We start from the raw sequence: 23,320 nt of genomic DNA, 5'->3' as shown, positions 1-23,320 counted from the left end.
CTCCTTCTGCAGGATCGGCCGACGGATCGCGGCAGCCGCGGCGGCTGTCGCACGGTATCCATCGGTCCTGGCGGGAGCACCGTTCCCGAACCGTCGCACGAGGGCGGTGGGGGTGGTTGCTGCGGCGTCGTCGAGCCAGGTCTCTCGGCCGCTCTGGATAGGTACCCCTCCAGTGAACCGGCGCAGCCGCGGCCAGCCAAGAACGGACGCGGATGTGACCGTGCGACGCGCCGATGACGCCCGGCGTCCCCGGATGACGCCCCCGTCGTCATGCTCACGGCGAAAACCCCTGGAACCGTCCCCCACCCGGGGCGTTGACTAGGGGTTATGACCGAATTCGCAGTGACCAACGCATCCACCGGCGAGGTCGAGCAGACCTTCGACTCCCTGCCCGCCCAGCAGATCCCCGAGATCATCGAGCGGGCGCACCGCGCCGTCGGCCCCTGGCGGGACACCCCGATCGCCCAGCGCGCCCAGGCCCTGGCGAAGGTCGGAGACCTCTTCGAGCAGCGCGCCGAGGAGCTGGCCGGGATCATCGGCCGGGAGATGGGCAAGCTCAAGAGCGAGGGCCTGCAGGAGGTCCAGCTGGTCGCCTCCATCTTCCGCTGGTACGCCGAGCACGGCCCCGACGTCCTGGAGCCCACCGAGCTGCAGCCGCAGGGCGCGCAGAAGACCATCGTGGAGCACGAGCCGCTGGGCGTGCTGCTGGGGATCATGCCGTGGAACTTCCCCTACTACCAGCTGGCCCGCTTCGCCGCCCCGAATCTGCTGATCGGCAACACGATCCTGATGAAGCAGGCGGCCATCTGCCCGCTGTCCGCGGGCACCTTCGCCGAGATCCTGCACGAGGCCGGGATCCCGGAGGACGCCTACATCAACCTCTACCTGGACACCGAGGACGTCCCCGCCGTGCTGGAGGACTTCCGGGTGCGCGGGGTCTCCTTGACCGGCTCCGAGCGGGCCGGGGCCTCCGTCGCGCAAAACGCGGGGAAGAACCTCAAGAAGTCCGTGCTGGAGCTGGGCGGCAACGACCCGTTCGTCGTCCTGGACACCTCGGACCTGGACGCGCTGGTGCGCACCGCCGTCGGGCTGCGCACCTCCGTGCAGGGGCAGGTGTGCACCTCCCCCAAGCGGATCATCGTGGTCGATGAGCTCTACGAGGAGTTCGTCGCCAAGGCCCAGGAGGCCGTGGAGGCGATCCGCGTGGGCGCCTGGGACGATCCCGACGCCGACATGGGGCCTCTGTCCTCCGAAACCGCCCGGGACGAGGTGGTCCAGCGCATCCACGACGCCGTGCGGAACGGGGCGACCCTGCGCACCGGCGGCGAGAAGCTGGAGCGTCCCGGCTGGTTCATGTCCCCCGCCCTGCTCACCGACGTGGACCCGGATTCCGACCTGGGCTGCAACGAGCTGTTCGGCCCCGCCGTGATCGTCTACCGCGCCGAGGACGAGGAGGACGCGCTGCGCCTGGCCAACCACACCGACTACGGGTTGCAGGCCTCGGTGTGGACCGAGGACCTGGAGCGCGGCGAGCGCTTCGCCCGGCGGATGCAGGCCGGGATGGTGCACGTCAACGAGCACCTGGTGACCCAGGCGGGCCTGCCCTTCGGCGGCATCGGCCGCTCCGGCTACGGCCGGGAGCTGGCCGAGTGGGGCCTGAAGGAGTTCACCAACGAGAAGCTGGTGCGGGTCAGCGCCCAGTCCTTCTGAGGCCGCACCCCGCACCCGGTCGCGCCCGCCGCGGCCCCTCGCGCGCCGACGCCGCCCACGGCGTCGGCGCGCACCCCGGCCCGGTGACCCCGGGCCCTCAACATAAGGAGCAGAGCGTGACCGATGAGCAGCGCACCCCCGTGGCCTCCCAGCTGGAGTTCGCGAACCCGGTGACCGCCTACCCGCAGCTGAACCCGGATCCCCAGCACCAGCCCAATCCCGGGCTGGATGCCCGCCTGGAGCCGAAGCCGGATCGCGGCGAGCGCACCTACCGGGGTCTGGGGCGCCTGCCCGGGCGTCGGGCCCTGATCACCGGGGGCGATTCCGGGATCGGCGCGGCCGTGGCGATCGCCTTCGCCCGCGAGGGCGCCGACGTCGCGATCGCCTACCTGCCGGATGAGGAGGAGGACGCCCAGGCGGTCGCCGAGCTGATCCGGGCGGAGGGCCGCACCGCGGCGCTGCTGCCGGGGGATCTGCTGGAGGCCTCGTACCGGGACGGGCTGGTGGAGGCCGCCGTTCAGGAGCTGGGCGGGCTGGACATCCTGGTCAACAACGCGGGCATGCAGTTCTGGTCCGAGAGCATCCAGGAGCTCACCGATGACCAGGTGGATCGCAGCTTCGCCCTCAACGTGCAGGCGATGTTCACCCTGTCCCGGGCGGCGCTGCGGGTGATGCCGGCCGGTTCGACCATCATCAACACCACCTCGGTGCAGGCCTACAAGCCCTCGGATGTGCTCCCGGACTACGCCGCGACGAAGGCCGCGATCAAGGCCTTCACCAAGTCCCTGGCCCAGCAGGCGGCCCCGCAGGGGATCCGCGTGAACGCGGTGGCTCCGGGGCCCTTCTGGACGCCGCTGCAGGTCACCGACGGGCAGCCCGATGCGAAGCTGGACGGCTTCGGCCAGCAGTCCTGGCTGGGGCGGGCCGGTCACCCCGTGGAGATCGCCCCGGCGTACGTGTACCTGGCTTCTGCGGAGTCCAGCTACGTGGTCGGCTCAGTGCTGGACGTCAACGGCGGCGCTCCGACCCCGTGACCTCCTCTCGACGGCGCGTCCCCGGCGGGGGCGCGCCGTCGCGGTTTTTCTGGTGAACTGGTGGTATGCACCACCACCGGTCCCAGACCGCCCCGACCGAATGAGGATGAGATGACCCAGCCCCCTTCTTCCCCCGAGGACCCGAGCCGCGACCGTCCCCAACCGCGCTACGGCCAGTACGCCCCGCAGGACGGCGCCGACGCCGCGGGCGGGCCCGCCGCGGGGGCACCCGCCCCGGGCCACGCCGGGTACCAGCAGGCCCCCGGCTACGGCCAGGGCGCGCCGACGCATGGTCAGGGTGCACCGGTCTATGGGCAGGGTGCCCAGCCGGGCGGGGCCCCCGGCGGCGTCCCCCGCTACGGCGATGCGACCGGTTCCGGAGGGTATGTGCCCCAGCCCGGTGATGTCCGGCAGGCGGGCCCCGCCCCGCAGCGGCTGCGCACCGGGGTGCTCATCGGCTGGATCGGCTGCGGACTGGCCCTGCTGGGCAGCCTGGTCAGCATGATCGACGAGAACCTCATCTCCGGCGGCGCCCTCGAGGTGGCCGGCGGCGTCATCGGCGCGGTCCTGGGCCTGGGGGTCTACGTGATGGGGGCGGCCTTCCTGTGGCTGTGCCTGCGCGGGGCCAACTGGGCGCGGGTGAGTTCGCTGGTCTTCGCGATCATCGCCGGGCTGCAGGCCCTGGCCTCGCTCTTCGCGCTCATCGCCCTGCCCGTCATCGGAACGGTCCTGGCCGCCGAGAACCCGGAGATCGACACCCTGATGCAGGAGGCCACCGGCCCGGCCTTCTGGATCAGCTCGGTGATGACGCTGATCGCCGAGGTCGCCTACCTGGTGGGGGTGCTCATGCTGTGGACCAAGCCGGTCTCCCGGTGGTTCCAGACCGTGCAGGTCCTGCGCCGCGGCTACTGACTCACCGCGGGACTTTCCCGCGGTGATCTGGTGGAATGGGTGATGCACACCAACTTCACTCGAGACGCACGACGCACACCCCGAGACCCCTTCGAAGGAGCACATCGATCATGTCGCAGCAGCCCGAGCAGAACCCCGCCGACGGCGGCACCCCGCAGTACGGCCAGGGCCAGCCCCAGCAGGGCTACCCGCAGCACCAGACCGGCCAGGGCGCCCCGCAGTACGGAGCCCCCGCCTACGCCGGTCAGCCTCAGGCCGCCGGCTCCGTGGACCAGCTGCTCCAGCAGAAGCCCCAGCAGGTGCGCACCGGCCTCCTGATCCTGTGGATCTCGCTGGCGCTCACCGTGGTCCTCGGCATCATCGCCGCCCTGACCCTGGACTTCGAAGCCACCTACACCCAGCAGGCCCAGGTCAACGGCCAGACCGTCGATGCCACCACCGTCTCCACGATGGCAAGCGCGGCCCGGATCACGGCGCTCGTGGCCTACATCCTCATGGGTGCGGTGGGAGCCCTGTTCGTGTGGTTCGCCGGCAAGGGACGCAACTGGGCGCGCATCGTCCTGCTCGTCTTCGCGGCCCTCTCCGCCCTGGGCGTCCTCGCGAGCCTGGCGACGGGCGGCCTCCTCGGCAGCATCGGGACGATCGTCTTCATCATCGGGGTGATCCTCCTGTTCCTGAAGCCCTCCTCCGCCTGGTACCGCGCGGTCACCGCCGCCCGCCAGGCCCCGACGGCCTACTGAGCGGCCTTCCCGGCACCGCGCGGGCTCGTTGACAGCCCCCGCGGTGCGGGACCAGACTGGGAGGGCGGCACTGGGCCGCTGGTAGCCCCGGGCTCCATCATCAAGCCGCTTCGAGCGGCCTTCCGCCGAGAGGCGCTCCCGGTCCAGTGCCCACCTCCTCATCCGACGGCCCGCCCCGAATCCCCGGGGCGGGCCGTCGTCGTTAACCTTGCCCGGTTATGGTGTAGCGGCACCCCGACCACCCCTCGACCGGAAAGCCGGAAGCACCGCGTGGCACTACGACTGTTCCCCCAGGAGAACCGGGCCCTGACCCTGCTCTCCCAGATGGCCGATCTCGTCATCGACGCCGCCTCCGCGGTCTCGCGCACCATGGGCTCCCCCGTGGAGGACCGGCCCGAGCTGCTCGAGCAGGCCTTCGACATCGAAGGCCGGTGCACGGACCTGTTCTTCGCGGTGATGACGGACGTGCGCTCCTCCTTCGTCACCGCCCTGCCCCGCGGGGACCTGTATCTGCTGGCCCACCACCTGAACACCGCGGGGGAGGATCTCGCGGCCGCGACCCACACGATCGTCATCAACGGCCTGGACCAGTTCTCCTCCCGCGCCTCGGACCTGCTGGACCTCATCCAGCGTCAGGCCTCCCTCACCGCGGAGGCCATGCACCACCTGTCCGACCTGGAGGGTCTGGACGAGTACTGGGTGGAGGTGCTGCGCATGGCCAAGCAGTCCACCCGCACCGGGGACCTGTACCGAGCGGACCTCATCGAATCCCTCAAGCCCCGCCGCTACGAGCAGACCGCGCAGTTCGCGGACAAGCTGGACTCCGCGGCCCGCCACCTGCGCGCGGTGGCCACGGAGGTCGGCCGGATCCTCGTGCAGGAGTCCTGACCGGTGGCCCTCCTGCTCGCCCTGAGCCTGCTGCTGCTCGCGGGCTTCGCCGTGATCGGCAGCTTCCACGACGCCCCCAACGCGATCGCCGTCGCCGTGCGCACCCGCGCCCTGACCGCGACGACCGCGCTGGCCCTGGCCGCCGTGTGCACCGCCATCGGCTTCGGGGTGGGGCTGGCGACGCTGCCGGAGACCGCCCACGACTGGCTGCGGGTCCCCTCCAGCACCGACGGGCTGGGGATGCTCACGGCGGTCCTGGCCACCGCGATCCTGTGGGAGCTGGCCACCTGGTGGCGGGCCATGCCCTCCTCCTCGACCCACGCCCTGATCGGGGCCCTGCTGGGGGCGGGGTGGGCCGCCCGCGCCGTGGACCTGGACGCCCCGGCCGACGCCGCGAGCCAGCTGCTGGCCTCCGTGTGGCTGCCGTTGGTGACCGGCCCGCTGCTGGCCTACGCGGTCTCCTGGCTGGCGGCGGTGCTGCTGGTGCGGCTGCTGCGCCACGCCAGCCCCCGCACCGTCAACGATCGCTCCCGCTATCTGCTGTGCCTGAGCGCCGCCGTCGTCTCCCTGAGCCACGGCATGTACTTCGGCCACCGGCTGCTGCTGCTGGGCGGGCTGCTGCTGGGCTGCGCCGGGATCACCCCGCCCAGCGCCGTGGCGCTGGCTGCCGGGGCGGTGCTGTGCGCGCTCATGGTGCTGGGCACCCTCGGCGGCGGCTGGCGGATCGCCCGCACCCTGGCCACCCGGATGGTGCAGGTGGACCCGTTCCGCGGGGCGGTCGCGATGACCACGACGAGCCTGCTCAGCCTCGGCACCGGGGCGGTGCTGCGGGAGCCGTACTCCTCCTCGCACCTGTCGGCCTCCGCCGTGCTGGGGGCCGGGTCCACGCAGCGGTTCACCGCGGTGCGCTCCCAGGTCGCGGGGAAGATCCTGCTGACCTGGGTGCTCACGGTCCCGGCCTGCGCGGTCCTGGCCGCGGTGCTGCTGCTGGCGCTGTCCCCGCTGCTGTGAGAGGGAGGCCCCACCGAGGGGGCTGAGCGCTCAGCCGAAGCGCCCGGAGACGTAGTCCTCCGTGGCCTGCTCCTTGGGGTTGTTGAAGATCTCCTGGGTGGGGGCGTACTCGATGAGCCGGCCGGGCTTGCCGGTGCCGGCGATGTTGAAGAACGCGGTGCGGTCCGAGACGCGGGCGGCCTGCTGCATGTTGTGGGTGACGATCACCACCGTGTACTCCTCCTTCAGCTCGTGGATCAGATCCTCCACGGCCAGGGTGGAGATCGGGTCCAGGGCCGAGCAGGGCTCGTCCATGAGGATCACGTCCGGCTTCACCGCGATGGTCCGGGCGATGCACAGCCGCTGCTGCTGACCGCCCGAGAGCCCGGCCCCGGGCTTGTCCAGCCGGTCCCGGACCTCCTCCCACAGGTTCGCCGAGCGCAGGGAGGACTCCACCAGCTCATCGGCCTGGGCCTTGGGCAGGCGCCGGGAGTTCAGCTTCACCCCCGCCAGCACGTTGTCCCGGATGGACATCGTGGGGAAGGGGTTGGGCCGCTGGAAGACCATGCCGACCTGGGAGCGCACCCGCACCGGGTCCACCCCCTTGCCGTACAGGTCCTCCCCGTCCAGGCGCACCGAACCCTCCACCCGGGCCCCCGCGATGACCTCGTGCATCCGGTTCAGGGTGCGCAGGAACGTGGACTTGCCGCAGCCGGAGGGCCCGATGAACGCGGTCACGGACCGGGCGCGGATCTGCATGCTCACGTCCTGCACGGCCAGGAAGTCGCCGTAGTAGACGTTCAGGTGCTCGACGTCGATGCTCTTGGACACGGGGCAGGCTCTCCTTGGGGTGGCGGGTGCGGGGGCGTCAGCGGCCGGACTTCGGGGCGAAGATCCGGGCGATCAGCCGGGCGGCGAGGTTCAGCAGCATGACGACGACGATGAGGATCAGCGCCGCGGACCAGGCCCGGCCCTCCGAGATCTGGGGGCTGGTGGGCGAGGTCGGGGTCATGATCTGGTAGTAGATGTACGTGGGCAGGGTGGTCATCCAGCCGGAGAACGCGTTCCAGTTGATGGTGGTGACGAACCCGGCGGTGACCAGGATGGGCGCGGTCTCCCCGATGACGCGGGCGATCGCCAGGGTCACGCCCGAGGAGATCCCGGAGATCGCCGTCGGGATGACCACCTTGACGATGGTGCGCCACTTGCGCACCCCCAGGGCGTAGGAGGCCTCCCGCAGCTCGTTGGGCACGATCCGCAGCATCTCCTCCGCGCTGCGCACGACCGTCGGGATCATCAGCACGGACAGGGCGACGGAGGCGATGAAGCCGAAGCGCGCGGAGGGGTCATCCAGGATCTGCACGAAGAACGCGGCCGCGAACAGACCGGCGACGATCGAGGGGATGCCGGTCATCACGTCCACGAGGAACGTGATGGTCTTGGCGATCGCCCGGGAGATGCGGGTGGCCCCGCCGTACTCGGTCAGGTAGATCGCGGTCAGCAGACCGATCGGCACGGACATCACGGTGGCCCAGAAGGTGATCACCAGGGTGCCGACGATCGCGTGGTAGGCCCCGCCGTACACGGGGCCCTCGCCGGCGGCCGCGGCGTTGTCCGTGACGCCGGTGACCCCGCCCATCGAGGTGGTCAGCAGGTGCGCGTTCAGCCCGGGCAGGCCCCGGGCGAGCACGACCCACAGCACCGAGACCAGCGGGACGAGGGCCAGCAGGAAGGCCCCCCAGACGAGGTAGCGAGCGAAGGCGTCGGCCCCGCGGCGTCGTCCCTCGATCCCGGCGACGGCCAGCGGGCCCGCGATCACCAGGATCAGGGCGGAGAAGATCGCCCAGGAGGCGATGCCGAAGCCGATCAGCGCGGAGGCCGCGGCCCCGAGGATGACGGCGAGGACCCCGATCACCCACGGCAGCCAGGCCGGGGCGGTGCGGGTCCTCAGCCGGTGACCCAGCTGGGTGCGCTGCGACGATGCGGTGGAGGGCTGGTTCATGCGTCGGCTCCCGAGAAGTGCCGGTAGCGGGCCACGACCAGGCGGGCCAGCATGTTGACGACGAGGGTGATGAGGAACAGGACCAGGCCGGCGGCGATCAGCTCGTTCATCCGCATCCCGTAGGCCTCCGGGAAGTTCAGGGCGATCTCACTGGCCACGGTCTGGTTCCCGGACTGGATCAGCGAGGGGTTGAAGGCCCCGCCGGACAGGACCAGGGCCACGGCCATGGTCTCCCCGAGAGCCCGACCCAGCCCGAGCATCACGGAGGAGACGATCCCCGCCCGGGCGAAGGGCAGCACCGTCATCCGGATCATCTCCCACCGGGTGGCACCCAGACCCAGGGCCGCCTCCTGCTGCAGCACCGGCGTCTGGGCGAAGATCTCCCGACACATCGAGGTGATGATCGGCAGGATCATGATCCCCAGGACGATGCTCGCGGTGAGGATGGTCTTGCCGGTGGCCGAGGCCGGGCCGGCGAAGATCGGCAGGAAGCCCAGCTCATCGGCCAGCCAGTCGTAGAACGGCACGATCTTGGGAGCCAGGACGGAGGCACCCCAGGCGCCGAACACGACGGACGGGATCGCGGCCAGCAGGTCGATGACGTAGCCGACCGGGGCGGCCAGGCGCCGCGGGGCGTAGTGGGAGACGAACAGGGCGACGCCGATGCCCACGGGGGTGGCGATCAGCAGGGCGATCAGCGCGCTGATCAGGGTGCCCGCCACCAGCGGGCGGATGTAGCCGATGAAGCCGTCTCCGCCCGTGAAGTCCCCGGCCGGCGTGCCCACCAGATCCTTCGCGCGCAGCACGAGGAACAGGGCGACGCCGGCCAGGACGACCAGGATCACCAGGCCCGCCGCGAGGGCGAGCCCGGCGAAGATCCGGTCCTGGGCCGGAGAGGAGGACTTGGCGCTCACTTGGTCTTCACGGTGTCGATGGCGGCCTTCGCCTCATCCCGCAGCTTCTGGGGCAGCGGGGTGGAGTGGGCGGCGTCCGCGGCGGCCTTCTGCCCGTCCTCGGAGGTCACGTAGGTCTCGAAGGCCTTGACCTGGTCCACGGTCTCCTGCTTGTCGTAGGCCGAGCAGATGATGTGGTAGGAGACCAGCACGATCGGGTAGGCCCCGTCGGTGCCCTCGTGGTCGATCTCCAGGGCGATGTCGTGCTCCGAGCGGCCATCCAGGCGCTTGGCGTTCTCCACGGCGCGGGCGACGTTCTCCTCCTCGTGGGAGACGTAGCCGTCCCCGGCCTTGATCTTGGCGGCGCCCAGGTCCCCCACGGCGGAGGAGTCGGCGTAGGTGATCGCGCCTTCGGTGGTCTTGGTGGTGGACACGACCCCGGAGGTGCCCTTGTTGGCCTCACCGGACAGCCCGGAGGGCCAGTTGCCGGAGGCCTTCTCGGTCCAGGCGCCCTGCGAGGCGTCAGCGAGGTAGTCGGTGAAGTTCTTGGTGGTCCCGGAGTCATCCGAGCGGTGCACGGTGGTGATCTTGGTGTCCGGCAGGTCGGTGCCCTCGTTCTGATCCGCGATCGCCGGGTCGTTCCACTGGGTGATCTTGCCGGAGAAGATCTCCGCGATCGTCTTGGCGTCCAGGTTCAGGGAGTCGATGCCCTTGAGGTTGAAGGCCACGGAGATCGGGGAGACGTAGACGGGGATGTCCATGGCGCCGCCGTCGCCGCACTGGGACTTGGCCTTCTCGACCTCATCGTCGGTCAGGGGGACGTCGGAGCCGGCGAAGCTGGCCCCGCCGGCCAGGAAGGCCTCGCGCCCGGCGCCGGAGCCGTCCGGGGAGTACTGGACGGTGGCCCCGGAGTGGGCGGACTGGTAGCCGGACTGCCAGGCGGTCATGGCCGCCTGCTGGGAGGAGGCGCCGACCCCGGAGAGGGTCCCGGACACGGAGGAGTCCGAGCCCGCCGAGCCGGAGTCCCCGGAGCCGGTGGCGTCGTCCGAGCCGCAGGCAGTCAGGGCGAGGGAGCCGACGGCGGCCAGGGCGGCCCAGCGGCCGATGCGCGAGATCTTCATGTGGGTTCTTCTCCCTATGGGTCTGGTGTGCGCCCCGTTGCGCGGGGACCGATGGTGGTGCGGGGCCCGGTCCGGGCCCGCGGTCTCGAGCGTACGCAGGGCAGGTGACCCGAGGCCCGATCCCGGGTGAACGCCGGGTGAACACTCGGGCGCCCCGTCCGCACCCGACCGAACCCCGCCCGGGACGCTTTCCGTACCATGGGGGCATGAGCGGAAGCGGGATCGCCGGGCGTGCAGGCGCCGTGCTGGACCACGCCCGTCGTCGGACCCGCACGGGACTGGGCCGGGTGCGCGCGGGCTTCGGGCAGTCGCTGCAGATCACGATCGCAGCGGTCGGAGCCTACGCCTTCGCCGAGCATGTGCTGGGCCACCACGGTCCGCTGTTCTCCGCCACGGCCGCGATCGTCTCCCTCGGCTACGGAAACGGCTCGGTGCATCTGCGCCGCATCCTGGAGGTCTCCCTCGGGTGCACCCTGGGCATCGCGGTCGGCGATGTGCTGATGCACGTGCTGGGTCAGGGCCTGGTGCAGGCCTCCGTCGTCCTGCTGGTCTCGATCCTGCTGGCCCGCTTCCTGGACAACGGCACGATCTTCACCACCCAGATGGGCCTGCAGTCCGTGCTGGTGGTGATCCTCCCGCCGTCGGTGGACGGGCCCTTCGCCCGCAGCCTGGACGCCATCGTGGGGGCCTGCTTCGCGCTGGCGATCATGGCGATCTCCCCGCGGGATCCCAGCCGGGAGGCCCGGCGGGGCTTCCGCACGCTGAGCGGGGAGTTCTCCGCGGTGCTGCGCGAGATCGCGGCGGCCCTGGGCGGGTACGACGCCGAGCGCGCCCAGCGCGCCCTGCGCCGCAGCCGGCGCACCCAGCCCAGCATCACGGCCCTGGAGTCCGCGCTGAAGATGGGCCGGGAGCAGGCGCGGTTCACCCTGCTGCGGCGCGGCCGCCTGGAGGAGATCGAAGCCTACGAGCGCTGCCTGGACGCCCTGGATCACGCGGTGCGCAACACCCGGGTGCTGGCCCGGCGCCTGACCGCCGTGATCCGCACGGTGCGGCTGCGGCCCCAGGCGGTGGCGGCCCTGGAGGAGATCCTCACGGAGCTGGCCGAGGCCGTAGACCTGATCGGGGCGTCCTTCGCCGGCGGCTCGACGACGGCCCGGGAGGCCTTCTCCGCTCGCGCCCGGGCGGACCTGACCCGGGTGGCCCAGCGCCTGGATCCGGCGGCCCTGGGGGTGCGCACCTACCAGGGCGAGTCCCTGGTGATGCTGATCCGACCGCTGAGCGTGGACCTGCTGGCGGCCACGGGCCTGCCCTACGCGAAGGCCAGCACCATCCCGGTGCAGATCCGCCAGGAGCTCACCGAGGCGCTGCCGGTGGTGGACCCGGAGGAGGACGACCGGCCCGGGTCCCGCACCCGGCGGGACTCGGACTGAGGCGCTCCGGATTCGTGCTGAGATGCGGGGATCGTGCTGAGATGCCGCACGGCGGGACGCATCTCAACACGAACGGCGCAACTCAACACGAAACCCGCATCTCAGGGCGGGGAGGCGCCTGCTCGATCTGTCAGTCGGGGCCTCTACCCTGGGCACATGAGCCCCGCACGCAAGAGCCCCCGCGCCGCCAACGCCTATCGCTGCCGCGAATGCGGCTGGACCACGGCCAAATGGGTGGGCCGCTGCGGGGAATGCCAGCAGTGGGGCACCATCGAGGAGGTCGGCGCCGTCGCCTCCGGGCCGCGCACCAGCGCCGCGGCCAGCGTGCAGACCCCCGCCCAGCCCATCACCCAGGTGGACGCGACCCTCGCCCGCGCCGCCTCCACCGGCATCGCCGAGTTCGACCGCGTGCTCGGCGGCGGGCTGGTGCCCGGGGCCGTGGTGCTGATGGCCGGGGAGCCCGGCGTCGGCAAGTCCACGCTGCTGCTGGACGTCGCGGCGACCTTCGCCCGCGGGGCCGGGAGCACCCGGGACGTGCTGTACGTGACCGGGGAGGAATCCGCCGCCCAGGTGAAGCTGCGCGCGGACCGGATCGGCGCGGATGCGGACACCCTGTACCTGGCCGCGGAGACGGACCTCGGCGCCGCACTGGCCCACATCGAACGGATCAACCCGACCCTGCTGATCCTGGACTCCGTGCAGACCCTGGCCAGCGCGGAGGTGGACGGCTCCGCCGGCGGGGTCACCCAGGTCCGGGAGGTTGCCGCGGCCGTCATCGCCGAGGCCAAGCGGCGGAACATGACCACCCTGCTGGTGGGGCATGTGACCAAGGAGGGCGCGATCGCCGGACCCCGGCTGCTGGAGCACCTGGTGGATGTGGTCTGCCAGTTCGAGGGGGATAAGAACTCCCGCATCCGGATGCTACGCGCGGTCAAGAACCGCTTCGGCCCCACGGATGAGGTCGGGTGCTTCGACCTGCTGGAGGACGGCATCACCGGGGTCTCGGACCCGTCCGGTCTGTTCGTCTCCCGCACCCCCGTGCCCGTGGCCGGGACCTGCCTGAGCGTGACCCTGGAGGGCCGCCGCCCCCTGCTGGCCGAGGTCCAGGCGCTGCTGGACGAGTCCTCCACCTCCCAGCCGCGCCGGGCCACCGCCGGGCTGGACGCCCAGCGCACCGCGATGCTGCTGGCCGTGCTGCAGCGGCGAGCCGGCTTCGGCGTCGGAAAGATGGACTGCTATCTCTCCACGGTCGGCGGGGTGCGCCTGAGCGAGCCGGCCGCGGATCTGGCGACCGTCATGGCCCTGGCCTCCGCCGCGGAGGACAAGCCGCTGCCGCGGCGCCTGGTGGTCTTCGGGGAGGTGGGCTTAGCCGGTGAGGTCCGCGCGGTGCCGGGCATCCGCCAGCGCATCGCCGAGGCCGCACGGCTGGGCTTCACCCACGCCCTCGTGCCCGCCTCCCCCGCCGGGGTCGGGCAGGTCCCGGAGGGCTTCACCGTCAAGGAGGTCGCCTCCGTGGTGGAGGCCGTGGCCACCCTCTTCCCGGGGCGCACCAAGGGCTGAAGCCCCAGTCCGGCCGGCACGGGAACCCGTCGCTGCTCCCCCGGGGGACGGCCGGCGGGTCGATCCGCGCGGCCCCAGGCGTCGTCGGGCGTCGTCGGGGCCCGCGCACCTAAGATGGACGGGTGGCTACCGCGCGGACCCATCTGCTGACCAAGACCCTCGCCCTGCTCGCCCCCGGCACCGAGCTGCGGGAGGGTCTCGAGCGCATCCTGCAGGGCGGCACCGGGGCGCTGGTGGTGCTCGGCACGGACCGGATGGTCGAGGCCATCGGCACCGGCGGCTTCGACATCGGCATCGAGTTCACCGGCACCCGCCTGCGCGAGCTGGCCAAGATGGACGGGGCCATCGTGTGCGACCGGGACGTGACCCGCATCCTGCGGGCCGGGGTGCACCTGATGCCGGATCCGGCCATCCGCACGGAGGAGTCCGGGACCCGGCACCGCACCGCCGAGCGGGTCGCGAAGCAGACCGGCTTCCCCGTGGTCTCCGTCTCGGCCTCCATGGGCATCATCACCATCTACGCGGACGGGGTCCGCTACCCCCTGGAGGACTCCCAGGCCATCATGTTCCGCGCCAACCAGGCCCTGCAGACCCTGGAGCGCTACACCCACCGGCTGGATCAGGAGTTCGCGAACCTCGCCTCCCTGGAGATCGAGTCCGATGTGACCGTGCGCAGCGTCGCCGCGGCCCTGCAGCGGCTGGAGCTGGTCCGGCGCATCACCGCGGAGGTGGACCAGGCCGTCGTCGAGCTGGGCACCGAGGGGCGGATGGTGCAGATGCAGCTGGAGGAGCTGGTCCTGGGCCAGCCCGATGCGGATGCCCTCCTGCTGGACTACCTCCCGGTTCCGCCCGACGCGGCCGCACTGGCCCAGGCCCGGGAGGCGGTGGCCGGGTTGGACCCGGCGGAGCTGGCGGATCTGGCGGTGGTGGCCCGCACCGTGGGACTGCCCGGGGCCGGGGACCTGGACGTGCCGGTGGCTCCGCGCGGGCACCGGCTGCTGGCCGGGATCAAGTCGCTGCCGCGGGCCGTGGCCGACCGGCTGGTGGAGCGCTTCGACGGTCTGCAGGCGCTGATGGCCGCGAATCTGGAGGATCTGCGCGCCGTGGACGGGGTCGGCGAGCAACGCGCCCGCAGCATCCGCGAATCCCTGGCCCGCACCGCCGAATCCAGCCTGCTGGAGCGGTTCATGTGAGACCCCGCGGCGGGCGCCCTGCACCGGAAGAGACGCAGCCCTGCCGCCCACGCGAACGCACCGCGCCCGGCCCCGGATGTCCCTGAGCGGGTCCGGCGCCGGGCGTGAAGCGCGGTCGATGAGACGCGGCTACTGGATCACGATGAGCGTGGGCTGGGAGCTCACGCCGTTGACGGTCGCGGTGACCCAGTAGTACCCGGTCTTGGCCTGCTGGGCGGCCTGACCGCAGCCGTAGGCGTTCATGCCGCGATCCCAGGTGAGGCTCGTGGTCTGCTTCGCCCCGGCCTGCAGGGTGGCCTCATCGTGGGTGGGCTGGGCCTGGCAGGTCTGGCTGCTGTAGACGTTGGCCGGGCCGGAGGTGATCTGGTACGTGGTGTTCGCGGAGCCGAGATCCACGGTGCAGGGGTTCTGCGAGCCGTTGGCGACGGTCGTGGTGATGACCGGCTGCTGCCCCGCGGCGTAGACCTGCTTGTCCACCGTGGTGCTCACGGTGAAGGCGTCGGAGCAGGCCTGCACGGGCTGCTGCGTCGTGGGCTCCGGGGTGGGTGCGGCGGCCTGGTCCGTGGGGGTGGCGCTGGCCTCGGTGCCTTCGGCGTCGGCCGACGCCGTGGACTCGCCGGTGGGGGTCGCCTCCGCGGAGGCCGAGGCCGAGGGCTGGGCGGAGGCGGAGCCCGAGGCGGACCCGGAGGCGCCGCCGGTGGGACGGGCGCTGAAGCTGTCGAAGTTGTCTCCGGCGGCGGCGCTGGAGGCTGCGGCGGTGTCATCCCCGGAGTCGGTGAGCCGCTGGAAGGCGAAGACCAGCGCCCACACCACCAGGATGATCGCGAGGATCGCGATGATCGCGGCGATGATGCGCCGCCTGCGATAGACCTCGGGCGCCTCGCGCTCGTACTCTTCCCCGTCACCGTCGAATTCTTCGTAGTCAGCCATGGCCCTCAGATTACCCAATTCTCCCCGCCGCCGCGTCCTGGCTCACTCCCATCCCGGACCCGCCGGAAGCCGCCTTTCCGCGGCATCCCGGGCCCTCCGCCTGCCCTACAGTGGTGGGGATATGCCTGCTCCCACCGCCCTGCCGGATCCCGCGACCCTGTCCCAGCTGCACGAGCGCATCGGCGCGTGGTTCCGCGCCCACGCCCGGGACCTGCCCTGGCGGGCCCCCGAGCGCACCCCCTGGGAGGTCATGGTCAGCGAATTCATGCTGCAGCAGACCCCGGTGAACCGGGTTTTGCCGGTCTGGCGGGAGTGGCTGCGGCGCTGGCCCACCCCCGCCGCGCTGGCCGCGGAGTCCCCCGGGGAGGCGGTGCGGGCGTGGGGCCGACTGGGTTACCCGCGCCGGGCTCTGCGCCTGCACGCTGCGGCCGCGGCCATCGTCGCCGAGCACGACGGCGAGGTTCCGGCGGACCGGGAGACCCTGCTGGGTTTGCCCGGGATCGGGGCCTACACCGCCGCGGCGATCAGCGTCTTCGCCTTCGGGCACAGGGAGACCGTGGTGGATACGAACATCCGGCGCGTGCAGGCCCGGCTGATCTCCGGGCGGGCCCTGCCGGGCAGGGGCATGACCGCCGCCGAGATGCGCCTGGCCGAGGCCCTGCTGCCGCGAGATCGGGAGGATTCCGTGCGGTGGAACATCGCGGTGATGGAGCTGGGCGCCCTGGTGTGCACGGCCCGCGCCCCGCGCTGCGAGGAGTGCCCGGTGCTCGCCGACTGCGCCTGGGTGGCCGCGGGGCGCCCGGAGCCGGAGGTCGCCCCGAAGGGCCAGGCCTGGCACGGCACGGACCGGCAGGCCCGCGGGGCCCTGATGGCGGTGCTGCGCGCGGCGAGCGCCCCGGTGCCCCGGGCCCTGCTGCTGGACCCGCGGCTGCTGGAGCAGGCCCACGGCTCGGCGGCGGAGGCTGACGACGTCGTGCGCGCCGTGCGCGCCCTGCGTCGCCTCGAAGCCCCGCCCGAGCAGCTGCGGCGGTGCCTGGAGGGGCTGCTCACCGACGGGCTGGCCGCGGAGCCCACCCCGGAGACGGTGGCCCTGCCCTGACCCGGCCGCCCGCGAGCGGGGCTCAGCAGATGGGCGGGGCTCAGAGGGCGCGGATCATGCGGGTGTTGCCCAGGGTGTTGGGTTTGACCCGGGCGAGGTCCAGGTACTCGGCGATGCCCTCGTCCTTGGAGCGCAGCAGCTCGGCGAAGACCTGCGGGTCGATGCCCTCCTGCTCGTCCATGACCTCGAAGCCCATCCGCCGGAAGAACTCGACCTCGAAGGTCAGGCAGAACACCCGGCTCACCCCGAGGTCGCGGGCCCGCTCCAGCTGCGCCTGCACCAGCCGCCGCCCGATGCCGTGGCCGGTGAGCACCGGGTCCACCGCGACGGTGCGGATCTCGGCGAGGTCCTCCCAGATCACGTGCAGCGCCGCGCAGCCGGCCACCCCGACGCCGGGGGCCTCGATGACCAGGAACTCCTGGATCGCCTCGTAGTAGTCCACCGTCTCCTTGGTGATCAGCACGCCCTGTTCGGCGTAGGGCGCGACGAGGCGCCCGATCGCCCGGGCGTCCGCGGTGCGGGCCGGGCGCAGGTGGAGGTCGGTCATGGGTGTCGAGTCTACGCGTCCCCGAACATGGCGAACGCCCCGGACCCGCGCGCCGTGCGCGGGTCCGGGGCGTTCGCGGCATCCCGGATGCGGGCCTCTTCCGGATCAGGCCTGGGCGGCTCCGGAGGCCGGGCCGGCCTCCCCGCCGCCGCGGTCCGTCTTGGGCGGCAGGGCCGAACCGGACAGCTGCTCCGGGTCCACGTGGGAGTCGGTGATCTCCGCCCCCTCGTCCCCGTAGGAGATGCCGTCCTCGGACAGCTCGGCCATCTTCTGCGAGGAGAACGTGAACTGCGCGTCCTGCCCCTCACCCTCGACGTCCACGGTGATCTTCTCCCCCGCGGAGATCTCCCCGAACAGGATCTTCTCCGAGAGCTGGTCCTCGATCATCCGCTGCATGGTCCGACGCAGCGGCCGGGCGCCCATCGCCGGATCGTAGCCGCGCTCGGCCAGCAGCCTCTTCGCGGCGTCGGTCAGCTCGATGGACATGTCCTGATCGCGCAGGCGCTCGGCCAGGCGGGCCACGAACAGGTCCACGATCTGGATGATCTCCTTCTCCGTCAGCTGCGGGAAGACGATGATGTCATCCACGCGGTTGAGGAACTCCGGGCGGAAGTGCTCCTTGAGCTCCTCCTGCACCTTCGCCTGCATCCGCTCGTAGTTGGTCGTGGCATCATCCGCGGACTGGAAGCCCACCGGCACGCGCCGGGAGATGTCCCGGGTGCCCAGGTTGGTGGTCATGATGATCACCGTGTTCTTGAAGTCCACGACCCGGCCCTGGGAGTCGGTCAGGCGACCGTCCTCCAGGATCTGCAGCAGCGAGTTGAACAGGTCCGCGTGGGCCTTCTCCACCTCGTCGAACAGCACCACCGAGAACGGCTTGCGGCGCACCTTCTCGGTCAGCTGGCCGCCCTCCTCGTAGCCGACGTACCCGGGGGGCGCCCCGAACAGCCGGGAGACGGTGTGCTTCTCCTGGTACTCGGACATGTCCAGGGTGATCAGGGCGTCGTCGTCGCCGAACAGGAACTCCGCCAGGGCCTTGGCCAGCTCGGTCTTGCCGACGCCGGTGGGCCCGGCGAAGATGAACGAGCCGCCCGGACGGCGCGGGTCCTTCAGCCCCGCGCGGGTGCGCCGGATCGCCCGGGACAGGGACTTGATGGCGTCGTCCTGGCCGATGACGCGCTTGTGCAGCTCGTCCTCCATCTTCAGCAGGCGGCCGGACTCCTCCTCGGAGAGCTTGTAGACCGGCACGCCGGTGGCCGCGGCCAGCACCTCGGAGATGACCTCCGGGTTGACCTCGCCCATCGCGGAGTCGGACTCCTTCCAGCTCTTCTCCGCCTCCTCCTTCTGCGAGATGAGCTTCTGCTCCTTGTCCCGCAGGTTGGCGGCCTTCTCGAAGTCCTGTCCCTCGATCGCCGACTCCTTCTGGGAGCGCAGGTCCGCGATGCGGTCCTCGAGGTCCTTGATCTCCGGCGGGGCGGTCAGGCGCTTGATGCGCAGCCGCGCCCCGGCCTCGTCGATCATGTCGATGGCCTTGTCCGGCAGGAAGCGGTCCGAGATGTACCGGGCGGACATGGACACCGCGGCCTCCAGGGCCTCATCGGTGATGGTCACCCGGTGGTGGGCCTCGTACTTGTCGCGGATGCCCTTGAGGATCTCCACCGCGTGGGCCTGGGAGGGCTCATCCACCTGGATCGGCTGGAAGCGGCGCTCCAGGGCGGCGTCCTTCTCGATGTGCTTGCGGTACTCATCCAGGGTGGTCGCCCCGATGGTCTGCAGCTCGCCGCGAGCCAGCATGGGCTTGAGGATGCTGGCCGCATCGATCGCGCCCTCGGCGGCGCCCGCCCCGACGAGGGTGTGGATCTCATCGATGAACAGGATGATGTCCCCGCGGGTGCGGATCTCCTTGAGCACCTTCTTCAGCCGCTCCTCGAAGTCGCCGCGGTACCGGGAGCCGGCCACCAGGGAGCCGAGGTCCAGGGTGTAGAGGTGCTTGTCCTTCAGGGTCTCCGGGACATCCCCGCGCACGATGGCCTGGGCCAGGCCCTCCACGACGGCGGTCTTGCCGACGCCGGGCTCGCCGATGAGCACGGGGTTGTTCTTGGTGCGCCGGGACAGCACCTGCATGACCCGCTCCATCTCCTTGAAGCGCCCGATCACCGGGTCCAGCTTGCCCTCGCGGGCCGCGGCGGTGAGGTTGGTGCCGAACTGGTCCAGCACGGTGGAGCCGGCCGGGCTGCCGTCCTTGCCGCCGCCGGCGCCGACCCCGGCGGTCTCCTTGCCGGCATCCCCGGTGCCGCCCTGGTAGCCGGAGATCATGTCGATGACCGTCTGGCGCACCCGCGAGGGGTCCGCGCCGAGCTTGGTCAGCACCTGGGAGGCCACGCCCTCGCCGGCCCGGATCAGACCCAGGAGGATGTGCTCGGTGCCGATGTAGTTGTGTCCCAGCTGCAGAGCCTCCCGCAGGGACAGCTCCAGGACCTTCTTGGCCCGGGGGGTGAACGGGATGTGCCCGCTGGGGGCCTGCTGGCCGGGTCCGATGATGTCCTGGACCTGCTCGCGCACGGCGGACAGCGTCACGCCCATGGACTCCAGGGCCTTCGCGGCGATGCCTTCGCCCTCGTGGATGAGACCGAGCAGCAGGTGCTCGGTGCCGATGTAGTTGTGGTTGAGCATGCGAGCCTCTTCCTGGGCCAGCACGACGACGCGCCGAGCGCGATCCGTGAACCTCTCGAACATATGGGTGTCTCCTTGTACGCGGCTTTGCCCTCGATGCTACGCACGCCCAAAGCCCGCATGCGGACTGTTCGCCACCGGCGAGAGACGCATCAAGCCCAGGGCGGAAAGCGCGTGAGCCTTTCCGCCCTGGGCTTGAAGTCGGTCCCGCCCGCGAGGTCACCCGGGGCCGGACGACTGCTCCGGGAGGGGTCTACTTCCCGCTCTTCATCGCGGCGTAGTAGGCGTCCTGGATCTCCTGGTGGATGCGGCCGCGATCGGAGACGTCGTAGTTGTTCTCCTTGGCCCACTTGCGGATCTTCGCGGTCTCGGGGTTGCGGGCCTGACCGGAGGAGGAGGACTGCTTTCCGCCGCCGCGGCCGGTGCGGGCCTGCACCCGGCGGGCCTTGGCCACGTAGGGACGCAGCGCATCCCGCAGCTTGGAGGCGTTCTCGGTGGTCAGGTCGATCTCGAACTGTCCGCCGTCCAGCCCGAAGCGGACGGTCTCATCGGCCGGTCCGCCCTGCAGATCGTCCTCGAGAATGATCTTCACTTTCTGAGCCATGGTGTTCTCCTGCCGATTCGCTCACGTCATTGCCACGCGCCTGAACGGTGAGGATCCGGATTATCCGATCCAGCGGATCGTCCTTCGCATCTCACATCGCGCGCTGCGGCTCGTTCGATTCCGAGGATAACAACATCGCCGCGGAGAATACAATCTCCGCGGCGATGAATTCACGAATTCCCAGGTTTCTCTGCGTCTGGCTCTCTCGGAGAGGAGAAGATCGCATCCCCACCCTCGCGTCGGCGCACCCCTTCATACCAGGTGCGCGCATCCTCCTCCGCGGCCGCGTGGGCGCGCCGCTCCCGGCTGTCCGCGCGCAGGATCCAGCGCATGATGAGCCAGAAGAGCACGCCCAGGCCGATCGAGGGCAGCAGCACCGCCAGATATTCCACGGCCTACTCCTGCTCGGGCTTCATCAGGGGGAACAGGATGGTCTCGCGGATCCCCAGCCCGGTGAACAGCATGACCAGCCGATCCAGGCCCAGACCCAGCCCGCCCATCGGCGGTGCGGCCGACTCCAGGGCGCGCAGGAAATCCTCATCCAGCTGCATGGCCTCGTCGTCCCCGCGGGCGGCCTTCCGGGACTGCTCGGTGAGCCGTTCGCGCTGGATCACGGGATCGATCAGCTCGGAGAACGCGGTGCCGCGCTCCATCCCGCCGATGATCAGGTCCCACGCCTCGATGACCCCCTCCTTCTCCCGGTGCGGGCGGGCCAGCGGCTGAGCCGACGGCGGGTAGTCGCACACGAAGGTCGGATCGATCAGGGTCGGCTCCACGATCTCCCCGAACAGCTCGATCACCAGCTTCTCGGCATCCCACGCCGGATCCACCGCGACGTCGCGCTCGGCGGCGATCTGCCGCAGCCGCTCGGCCGAGGTGTCCGGGGTGATCTGCTCGCCCACGGCCTCGGACAGCCCCGGGTAGACCCCGAGCCACCGCCATTCGCCGTCCAGGTGGATCGTGCCGTGATCGGAGGGGATCTCGCGCACACCCAGGGCATCGGCGCAGGCCAGGATGATCGAGCGGATCAGCTCCGCCATCGTGTACTGGTCCCCGTAGGCCTGGTAAGCCTCCAGGGTGGTGAACTCCGGGCTGTGCGTGGAGTCCACGCCCTCGTTGCGGAAGACCCGCCCGATCTCGTAGACCCGCTCGATCCCGCCGACCACGGCGCGCTTGAGGTACAGCTCCGTGGCGATGCGCAGGGTCATGTCCTGGTCGAAGGCGTTCAGGTGCGTGGCGAAGGGCCGCGCGGTGGCCCCGCCGTGCACCAGCTGCAGGATCGGGGTCTCGATCTCGGTGTAATCCTGCTCCTCCAGCACCCGGCGCACCGTGGAGATGATCTTCGCTCGGGTGCGCACCACCTGCTGCGCCTCCGGGCGCACCATGAGATCCAGGTGGCGCTGGCGCACGCGGGTCTCCTCGTTGAGATCCTTGTGCAGGGTCGGCAGGGGCCGCAGGGACTTGGAGGCCATGGCCCACTCATCGGCCATCACGGACAGCTCGCCGCGGCGGGAGCTGATGACCTCCCCGCGCACGAACACGTGATCGCCCAGGTCCACCAGGGCCTTCCACTCGTCCAGCGCCTCCTGGCCCACCCTGGCCAGGGAGAGCATGGCCTGCAGGCGGGTGCCGTCCCCGGACTGCAGCGTCGCGAAGCACAGCTTGCCGGTGTTGCGCTGGAAGACCACGCGCCCGGCCACGCCGACGACGTCGCCGGTCTCCTCCCCCGCGGCAAGCCCCTCGTACTGGGCGCGCACGCTCGGGATCGTGCGGGTCACGGGGACTCCCACCGGGTAGGGCTCGCGTCCGGCGGCCAGCAGCGCGGCGCGCTTGTCCGCGCGCACCCGCATCTGCTCGTTCGCCTCGGCGGCGGCCTGGGCGCGCTCGGCCTCGGCGGCCGGGGTGGTCTCGGGGGCCTGGGGGGATTCTGCGGAAGTCACGCCCTCCAGCCTAGCGCGTGGCCGTCGGATCCCGGGCGCCGGGAGGGGCCCGGTCAGACCACGTCCATGTTGTCCAGCAGACGGGTCGACCCCACCCGGATCGCCGCCAGAGCCAGGGCGCGCCGGGAGTCCTCTGTCGGGGGCTCGAAGGTCTCCGGGTCCACGATCTCCAGGTAGTCCAGCTCCACGCCGTCGGACTGCTCGATCCGCTGCCGGGCGGCCTCCAGGTCGATGCCGGCGTACCCGCGGGACAGGCCCTCCTCCCGCAGCAGCGCGAGGGTCCGGGAGAGCACGAGGGCGGCGGTGCGCTCCTCGGCGGACAGGTACGCGTTGCGCGAGGACAGGGCCAGGCCGTCGTCGTCGCGCACGATCGCCACCGGGACGACGGTGACCGGCAGCGCGAAATCCGCGACCATCCGCTGGACGAGCGCCACCTGCTGGGCGTCCTTCTGCCCGAAGTAGGCGCGCACCGGGTGCCCGGAGGCCCCGGACGCCGTGATATTCAGCAGTTTGTTCACGACCGTGAGCACCCCGTCGAAGTGCCCGGGACGCCGGGCCCCCTCGAACAGCTCGCCCAGCCGCCCGGAGGTGACCCGCACCAGCGGCTCGCTGCCCGGGTAGAGGGTCTGCACCTCGGGCACGAAGGCCAGGTCCACTCCGATCCCGCGCAGCAGCTCAAGGTCCGCCTCGGGGGTGCGGGGGTAGCGGTCGTAATCCTCGCCGGGACCGAACTGCAGCGGGTTGACGAAGATCGACACGACGACGACGTCGTTCTGCTCCCGAGCCCGGCGGATCAGGGTCGCGTGGCCCTCGTGCAGGGCGCCCATCGTGGGCACCAGGCCCACGGTGGCCACCCGCGGGGCCTCGGGGGCGACGTCCTCCTCGGTCTGCCCGGCGGCGCGCCGCTGCTCGACGACGGCGAGGTTGCGGGCCTCGGCCTGGCCCACGCGCTGGGCCAGGTGCGCGCAGAGCTCCTCCGGGGTGCGGGCCACGATGAGCTCGGTCATGCTCGACAGTCCTTCTCGCGGGGTCCGACCCGCCGTCGGGGCGCTCC

Annotated in this window: 21 protein-coding genes and 1 riboswitch; of the genes, 10 read left to right on the top strand and 11 right to left on the bottom strand. The window is 71.4% G+C overall.

Annotated elements, in window-relative coordinates:
• Positions 1-55 precede the first annotated feature (55 nt).
• A riboswitch (SAM riboswitch) is annotated at positions 56-164 on the bottom strand.
• A 163-nt stretch (positions 165-327) separates the two neighbouring features.
• From KKR01S_RS04635 to KKR01S_RS04610, 6 genes are all read left to right on the top strand, one after another.
• Entirely contained in the window at positions 328-1,710 is a 1,383-nt protein-coding gene (locus KKR01S_RS04635; RefSeq protein ID WP_058743442.1) for an NAD-dependent succinate-semialdehyde dehydrogenase, read from the top strand.
• Positions 1,711-1,850: 140 nt separating this feature from the next.
• Positions 1,851-2,744: an SDR family oxidoreductase gene (locus tag KKR01S_RS04630; protein WP_058731665.1), complete on the top strand. Its 894-nt coding sequence runs from the start codon at positions 1,851-1,853 to the stop codon at positions 2,742-2,744.
• 111 nt (positions 2,745-2,855) lie between these two features.
• Entirely contained in the window at positions 2,856-3,656 is an 801-nt protein-coding gene (locus KKR01S_RS04625; protein ID WP_061225403.1) for a hypothetical protein, read from the top strand.
• A 110-nt stretch (positions 3,657-3,766) separates the two neighbouring features.
• Positions 3,767-4,396 (top strand): hypothetical protein, encoded by a 630-nt coding sequence (locus KKR01S_RS04620; RefSeq protein WP_061225402.1) that lies wholly within the window; start codon positions 3,767-3,769, stop codon positions 4,394-4,396.
• A gap of 270 nt (positions 4,397-4,666) precedes the next feature.
• A complete protein-coding gene (locus KKR01S_RS04615; protein ID WP_058731660.1) occupies positions 4,667-5,284 on the top strand; it encodes a DUF47 domain-containing protein in 618 nt (205 codons plus the stop codon).
• 3 nt (positions 5,285-5,287) lie between these two features.
• Positions 5,288-6,295: an inorganic phosphate transporter gene (locus KKR01S_RS04610; RefSeq protein ID WP_058731659.1), complete on the top strand. Its 1,008-nt coding sequence runs from the start codon at positions 5,288-5,290 to the stop codon at positions 6,293-6,295.
• A 30-nt stretch (positions 6,296-6,325) separates the two neighbouring features.
• On the opposite strand, the gene pstB is transcribed toward KKR01S_RS04610, so the two are convergent.
• The 4 genes from pstB to pstS are packed head-to-tail and all read right to left on the bottom strand — an operon-like array spanning position 6,326 to position 10,290.
• On the bottom strand, positions 6,326-7,105 hold the full coding sequence (gene pstB / locus KKR01S_RS04605; RefSeq protein WP_058731658.1) for a phosphate ABC transporter ATP-binding protein PstB: 780 nt from the start codon (positions 7,103-7,105) through the stop codon (positions 6,326-6,328).
• A gap of 37 nt (positions 7,106-7,142) precedes the next feature.
• A complete protein-coding gene (pstA, locus tag KKR01S_RS04600) occupies positions 7,143-8,276 on the bottom strand; it encodes a phosphate ABC transporter permease PstA (RefSeq protein ID WP_081101557.1) in 1,134 nt (377 codons plus the stop codon).
• The gene (gene pstC, locus KKR01S_RS04595) at positions 8,273-9,190 is read right to left on the bottom strand and encodes a phosphate ABC transporter permease subunit PstC (protein WP_058731657.1); all 918 of its coding nucleotides are present in this window, start codon (positions 9,188-9,190) and stop codon (positions 8,273-8,275) included. Before pstC ends, pstA begins: the two co-directional genes overlap by 4 nt.
• Positions 9,187-10,290 carry a phosphate ABC transporter substrate-binding protein PstS gene (pstS, locus tag KKR01S_RS04590; protein ID WP_058731656.1) on the bottom strand — a complete coding sequence of 368 codons (1,104 nt, stop codon included), beginning with the start codon at positions 10,288-10,290 and terminating at the stop codon, positions 9,187-9,189. The genes pstC and pstS overlap by 4 nt, the downstream gene beginning before the upstream one ends.
• Before the next feature lie 206 nt (positions 10,291-10,496).
• Here pstS and KKR01S_RS11465 point away from each other — a divergent pair, with 206 nt between their 5' ends.
• The 3 genes from KKR01S_RS11465 (at position 10,497) to disA (ending at position 14,473) form a co-directional block, all read left to right on the top strand.
• Positions 10,497-11,720 carry an FUSC family protein gene (locus tag KKR01S_RS11465; protein WP_109562243.1) on the top strand — a complete coding sequence of 408 codons (1,224 nt, stop codon included), beginning with the start codon at positions 10,497-10,499 and terminating at the stop codon, positions 11,718-11,720.
• A 156-nt stretch (positions 11,721-11,876) separates the two neighbouring features.
• The gene (gene radA / locus KKR01S_RS04580; RefSeq protein WP_061225401.1) at positions 11,877-13,280 is read left to right on the top strand and encodes a DNA repair protein RadA; all 1,404 of its coding nucleotides are present in this window, start codon (positions 11,877-11,879) and stop codon (positions 13,278-13,280) included.
• 122 nt (positions 13,281-13,402) lie between these two features.
• A complete protein-coding gene (gene disA, locus KKR01S_RS04575; RefSeq protein ID WP_061225400.1) occupies positions 13,403-14,473 on the top strand; it encodes a DNA integrity scanning diadenylate cyclase DisA in 1,071 nt (356 codons plus the stop codon).
• Positions 14,474-14,602: 129 nt separating this feature from the next.
• Here the strand turns inward: disA and KKR01S_RS10960 are convergent, their stop codons facing one another.
• Positions 14,603-15,403, bottom strand: coding sequence for a hypothetical protein (locus KKR01S_RS10960; RefSeq protein WP_061225399.1), 801 nt, complete (start codon positions 15,401-15,403; stop codon positions 14,603-14,605).
• 121 nt (positions 15,404-15,524) lie between these two features.
• On the opposite strand from KKR01S_RS10960, the gene KKR01S_RS04565 reads away from it, so the two are divergent.
• Positions 15,525-16,502, top strand: coding sequence for an iron-sulfur binding domain-containing protein (locus KKR01S_RS04565; RefSeq protein WP_061225398.1), 978 nt, complete (start codon positions 15,525-15,527; stop codon positions 16,500-16,502).
• 40 nt (positions 16,503-16,542) lie between these two features.
• Here KKR01S_RS04565 and KKR01S_RS04560 read toward each other — a convergent pair whose 3' ends face one another.
• The 6 genes from KKR01S_RS04560 to panC all read right to left on the bottom strand — a co-directional run bounded on the left by KKR01S_RS04560 (position 16,543) and on the right by panC (position 23,273).
• A complete protein-coding gene (locus tag KKR01S_RS04560; RefSeq protein ID WP_058731100.1) occupies positions 16,543-17,049 on the bottom strand; it encodes an amino-acid N-acetyltransferase in 507 nt (168 codons plus the stop codon).
• A 105-nt stretch (positions 17,050-17,154) separates the two neighbouring features.
• On the bottom strand, positions 17,155-19,785 hold the full coding sequence (locus KKR01S_RS04555) for an ATP-dependent Clp protease ATP-binding subunit (protein WP_061225397.1): 2,631 nt from the start codon (positions 19,783-19,785) through the stop codon (positions 17,155-17,157).
• Positions 19,786-19,975: 190 nt separating this feature from the next.
• Positions 19,976-20,326 carry a histone-like nucleoid-structuring protein Lsr2 gene (locus tag KKR01S_RS04550; RefSeq protein WP_061225396.1) on the bottom strand — a complete coding sequence of 117 codons (351 nt, stop codon included), beginning with the start codon at positions 20,324-20,326 and terminating at the stop codon, positions 19,976-19,978.
• Between the two features lie 170 nt (positions 20,327-20,496).
• The gene (locus KKR01S_RS04545; RefSeq protein ID WP_061225395.1) at positions 20,497-20,718 is read right to left on the bottom strand and encodes a hypothetical protein; all 222 of its coding nucleotides are present in this window, start codon (positions 20,716-20,718) and stop codon (positions 20,497-20,499) included.
• Between the two features lie 3 nt (positions 20,719-20,721).
• Positions 20,722-22,176: a lysine--tRNA ligase gene (gene lysS, locus KKR01S_RS04540; protein WP_081101565.1), complete on the bottom strand. Its 1,455-nt coding sequence runs from the start codon at positions 22,174-22,176 to the stop codon at positions 20,722-20,724.
• A 143-nt stretch (positions 22,177-22,319) separates the two neighbouring features.
• The gene (panC, locus tag KKR01S_RS04535; RefSeq protein WP_061225393.1) at positions 22,320-23,273 is read right to left on the bottom strand and encodes a pantoate--beta-alanine ligase; all 954 of its coding nucleotides are present in this window, start codon (positions 23,271-23,273) and stop codon (positions 22,320-22,322) included.
• Positions 23,274-23,320 lie beyond the last annotated feature (47 nt).

The sequence above is a fragment of the Rothia kristinae NBRC 15354 genome (genome assembly GCF_001570865.1).
GTDB classification, from domain to species: domain Bacteria; phylum Actinomycetota; class Actinomycetes; order Actinomycetales; family Micrococcaceae; genus Rothia; species Rothia kristinae.
Note: the sequence above shows the minus strand (reverse complement) of the source record. Positions and strands in the feature narration are given on the sequence as shown.

What these genes read in the sequence shown, in the direction of transcription:
- KKR01S_RS04560 (WP_058731100.1), bottom strand. Translation starts at nt 17,049, where the DNA reads ATGACCGACCTCCACCTGCGCCCGGCCCGCACCGCGGACGCCCGGGCG.
- radA (WP_061225401.1), top strand. Translation starts at nt 11,877, where the DNA reads ATGAGCCCCGCACGCAAGAGCCCCCGCGCCGCCAACGCCTATCGCTGC.
- KKR01S_RS04555 (WP_061225397.1), bottom strand. Translation starts at nt 19,785, where the DNA reads ATGTTCGAGAGGTTCACGGATCGCGCTCGGCGCGTCGTCGTGCTGGCC.
- KKR01S_RS10960 (WP_061225399.1), bottom strand. Translation starts at nt 15,403, where the DNA reads ATGGCTGACTACGAAGAATTCGACGGTGACGGGGAAGAGTACGAGCGC.
- pstA (WP_081101557.1), bottom strand. Translation starts at nt 8,276, where the DNA reads ATGAACCAGCCCTCCACCGCATCGTCGCAGCGCACCCAGCTGGGTCAC.
- KKR01S_RS04620 (WP_061225402.1), top strand. Translation starts at nt 3,767, where the DNA reads ATGTCGCAGCAGCCCGAGCAGAACCCCGCCGACGGCGGCACCCCGCAG.
- KKR01S_RS04550 (WP_061225396.1), bottom strand. Translation starts at nt 20,326, where the DNA reads ATGGCTCAGAAAGTGAAGATCATTCTCGAGGACGATCTGCAGGGCGGA.
- pstS (WP_058731656.1), bottom strand. Translation starts at nt 10,290, where the DNA reads ATGAAGATCTCGCGCATCGGCCGCTGGGCCGCCCTGGCCGCCGTCGGC.
- lysS (WP_081101565.1), bottom strand. Translation starts at nt 22,176, where the DNA reads ATGCGGGTGCGCGCGGACAAGCGCGCCGCGCTGCTGGCCGCCGGACGC.
- KKR01S_RS04635 (WP_058743442.1), top strand. Translation starts at nt 328, where the DNA reads ATGACCGAATTCGCAGTGACCAACGCATCCACCGGCGAGGTCGAGCAG.
- panC (WP_061225393.1), bottom strand. Translation starts at nt 23,273, where the DNA reads ATGACCGAGCTCATCGTGGCCCGCACCCCGGAGGAGCTCTGCGCGCAC.
- KKR01S_RS11465 (WP_109562243.1), top strand. Translation starts at nt 10,497, where the DNA reads ATGAGCGGAAGCGGGATCGCCGGGCGTGCAGGCGCCGTGCTGGACCAC.
- KKR01S_RS04625 (WP_061225403.1), top strand. Translation starts at nt 2,856, where the DNA reads ATGACCCAGCCCCCTTCTTCCCCCGAGGACCCGAGCCGCGACCGTCCC.
- KKR01S_RS04565 (WP_061225398.1), top strand. Translation starts at nt 15,525, where the DNA reads ATGCCTGCTCCCACCGCCCTGCCGGATCCCGCGACCCTGTCCCAGCTG.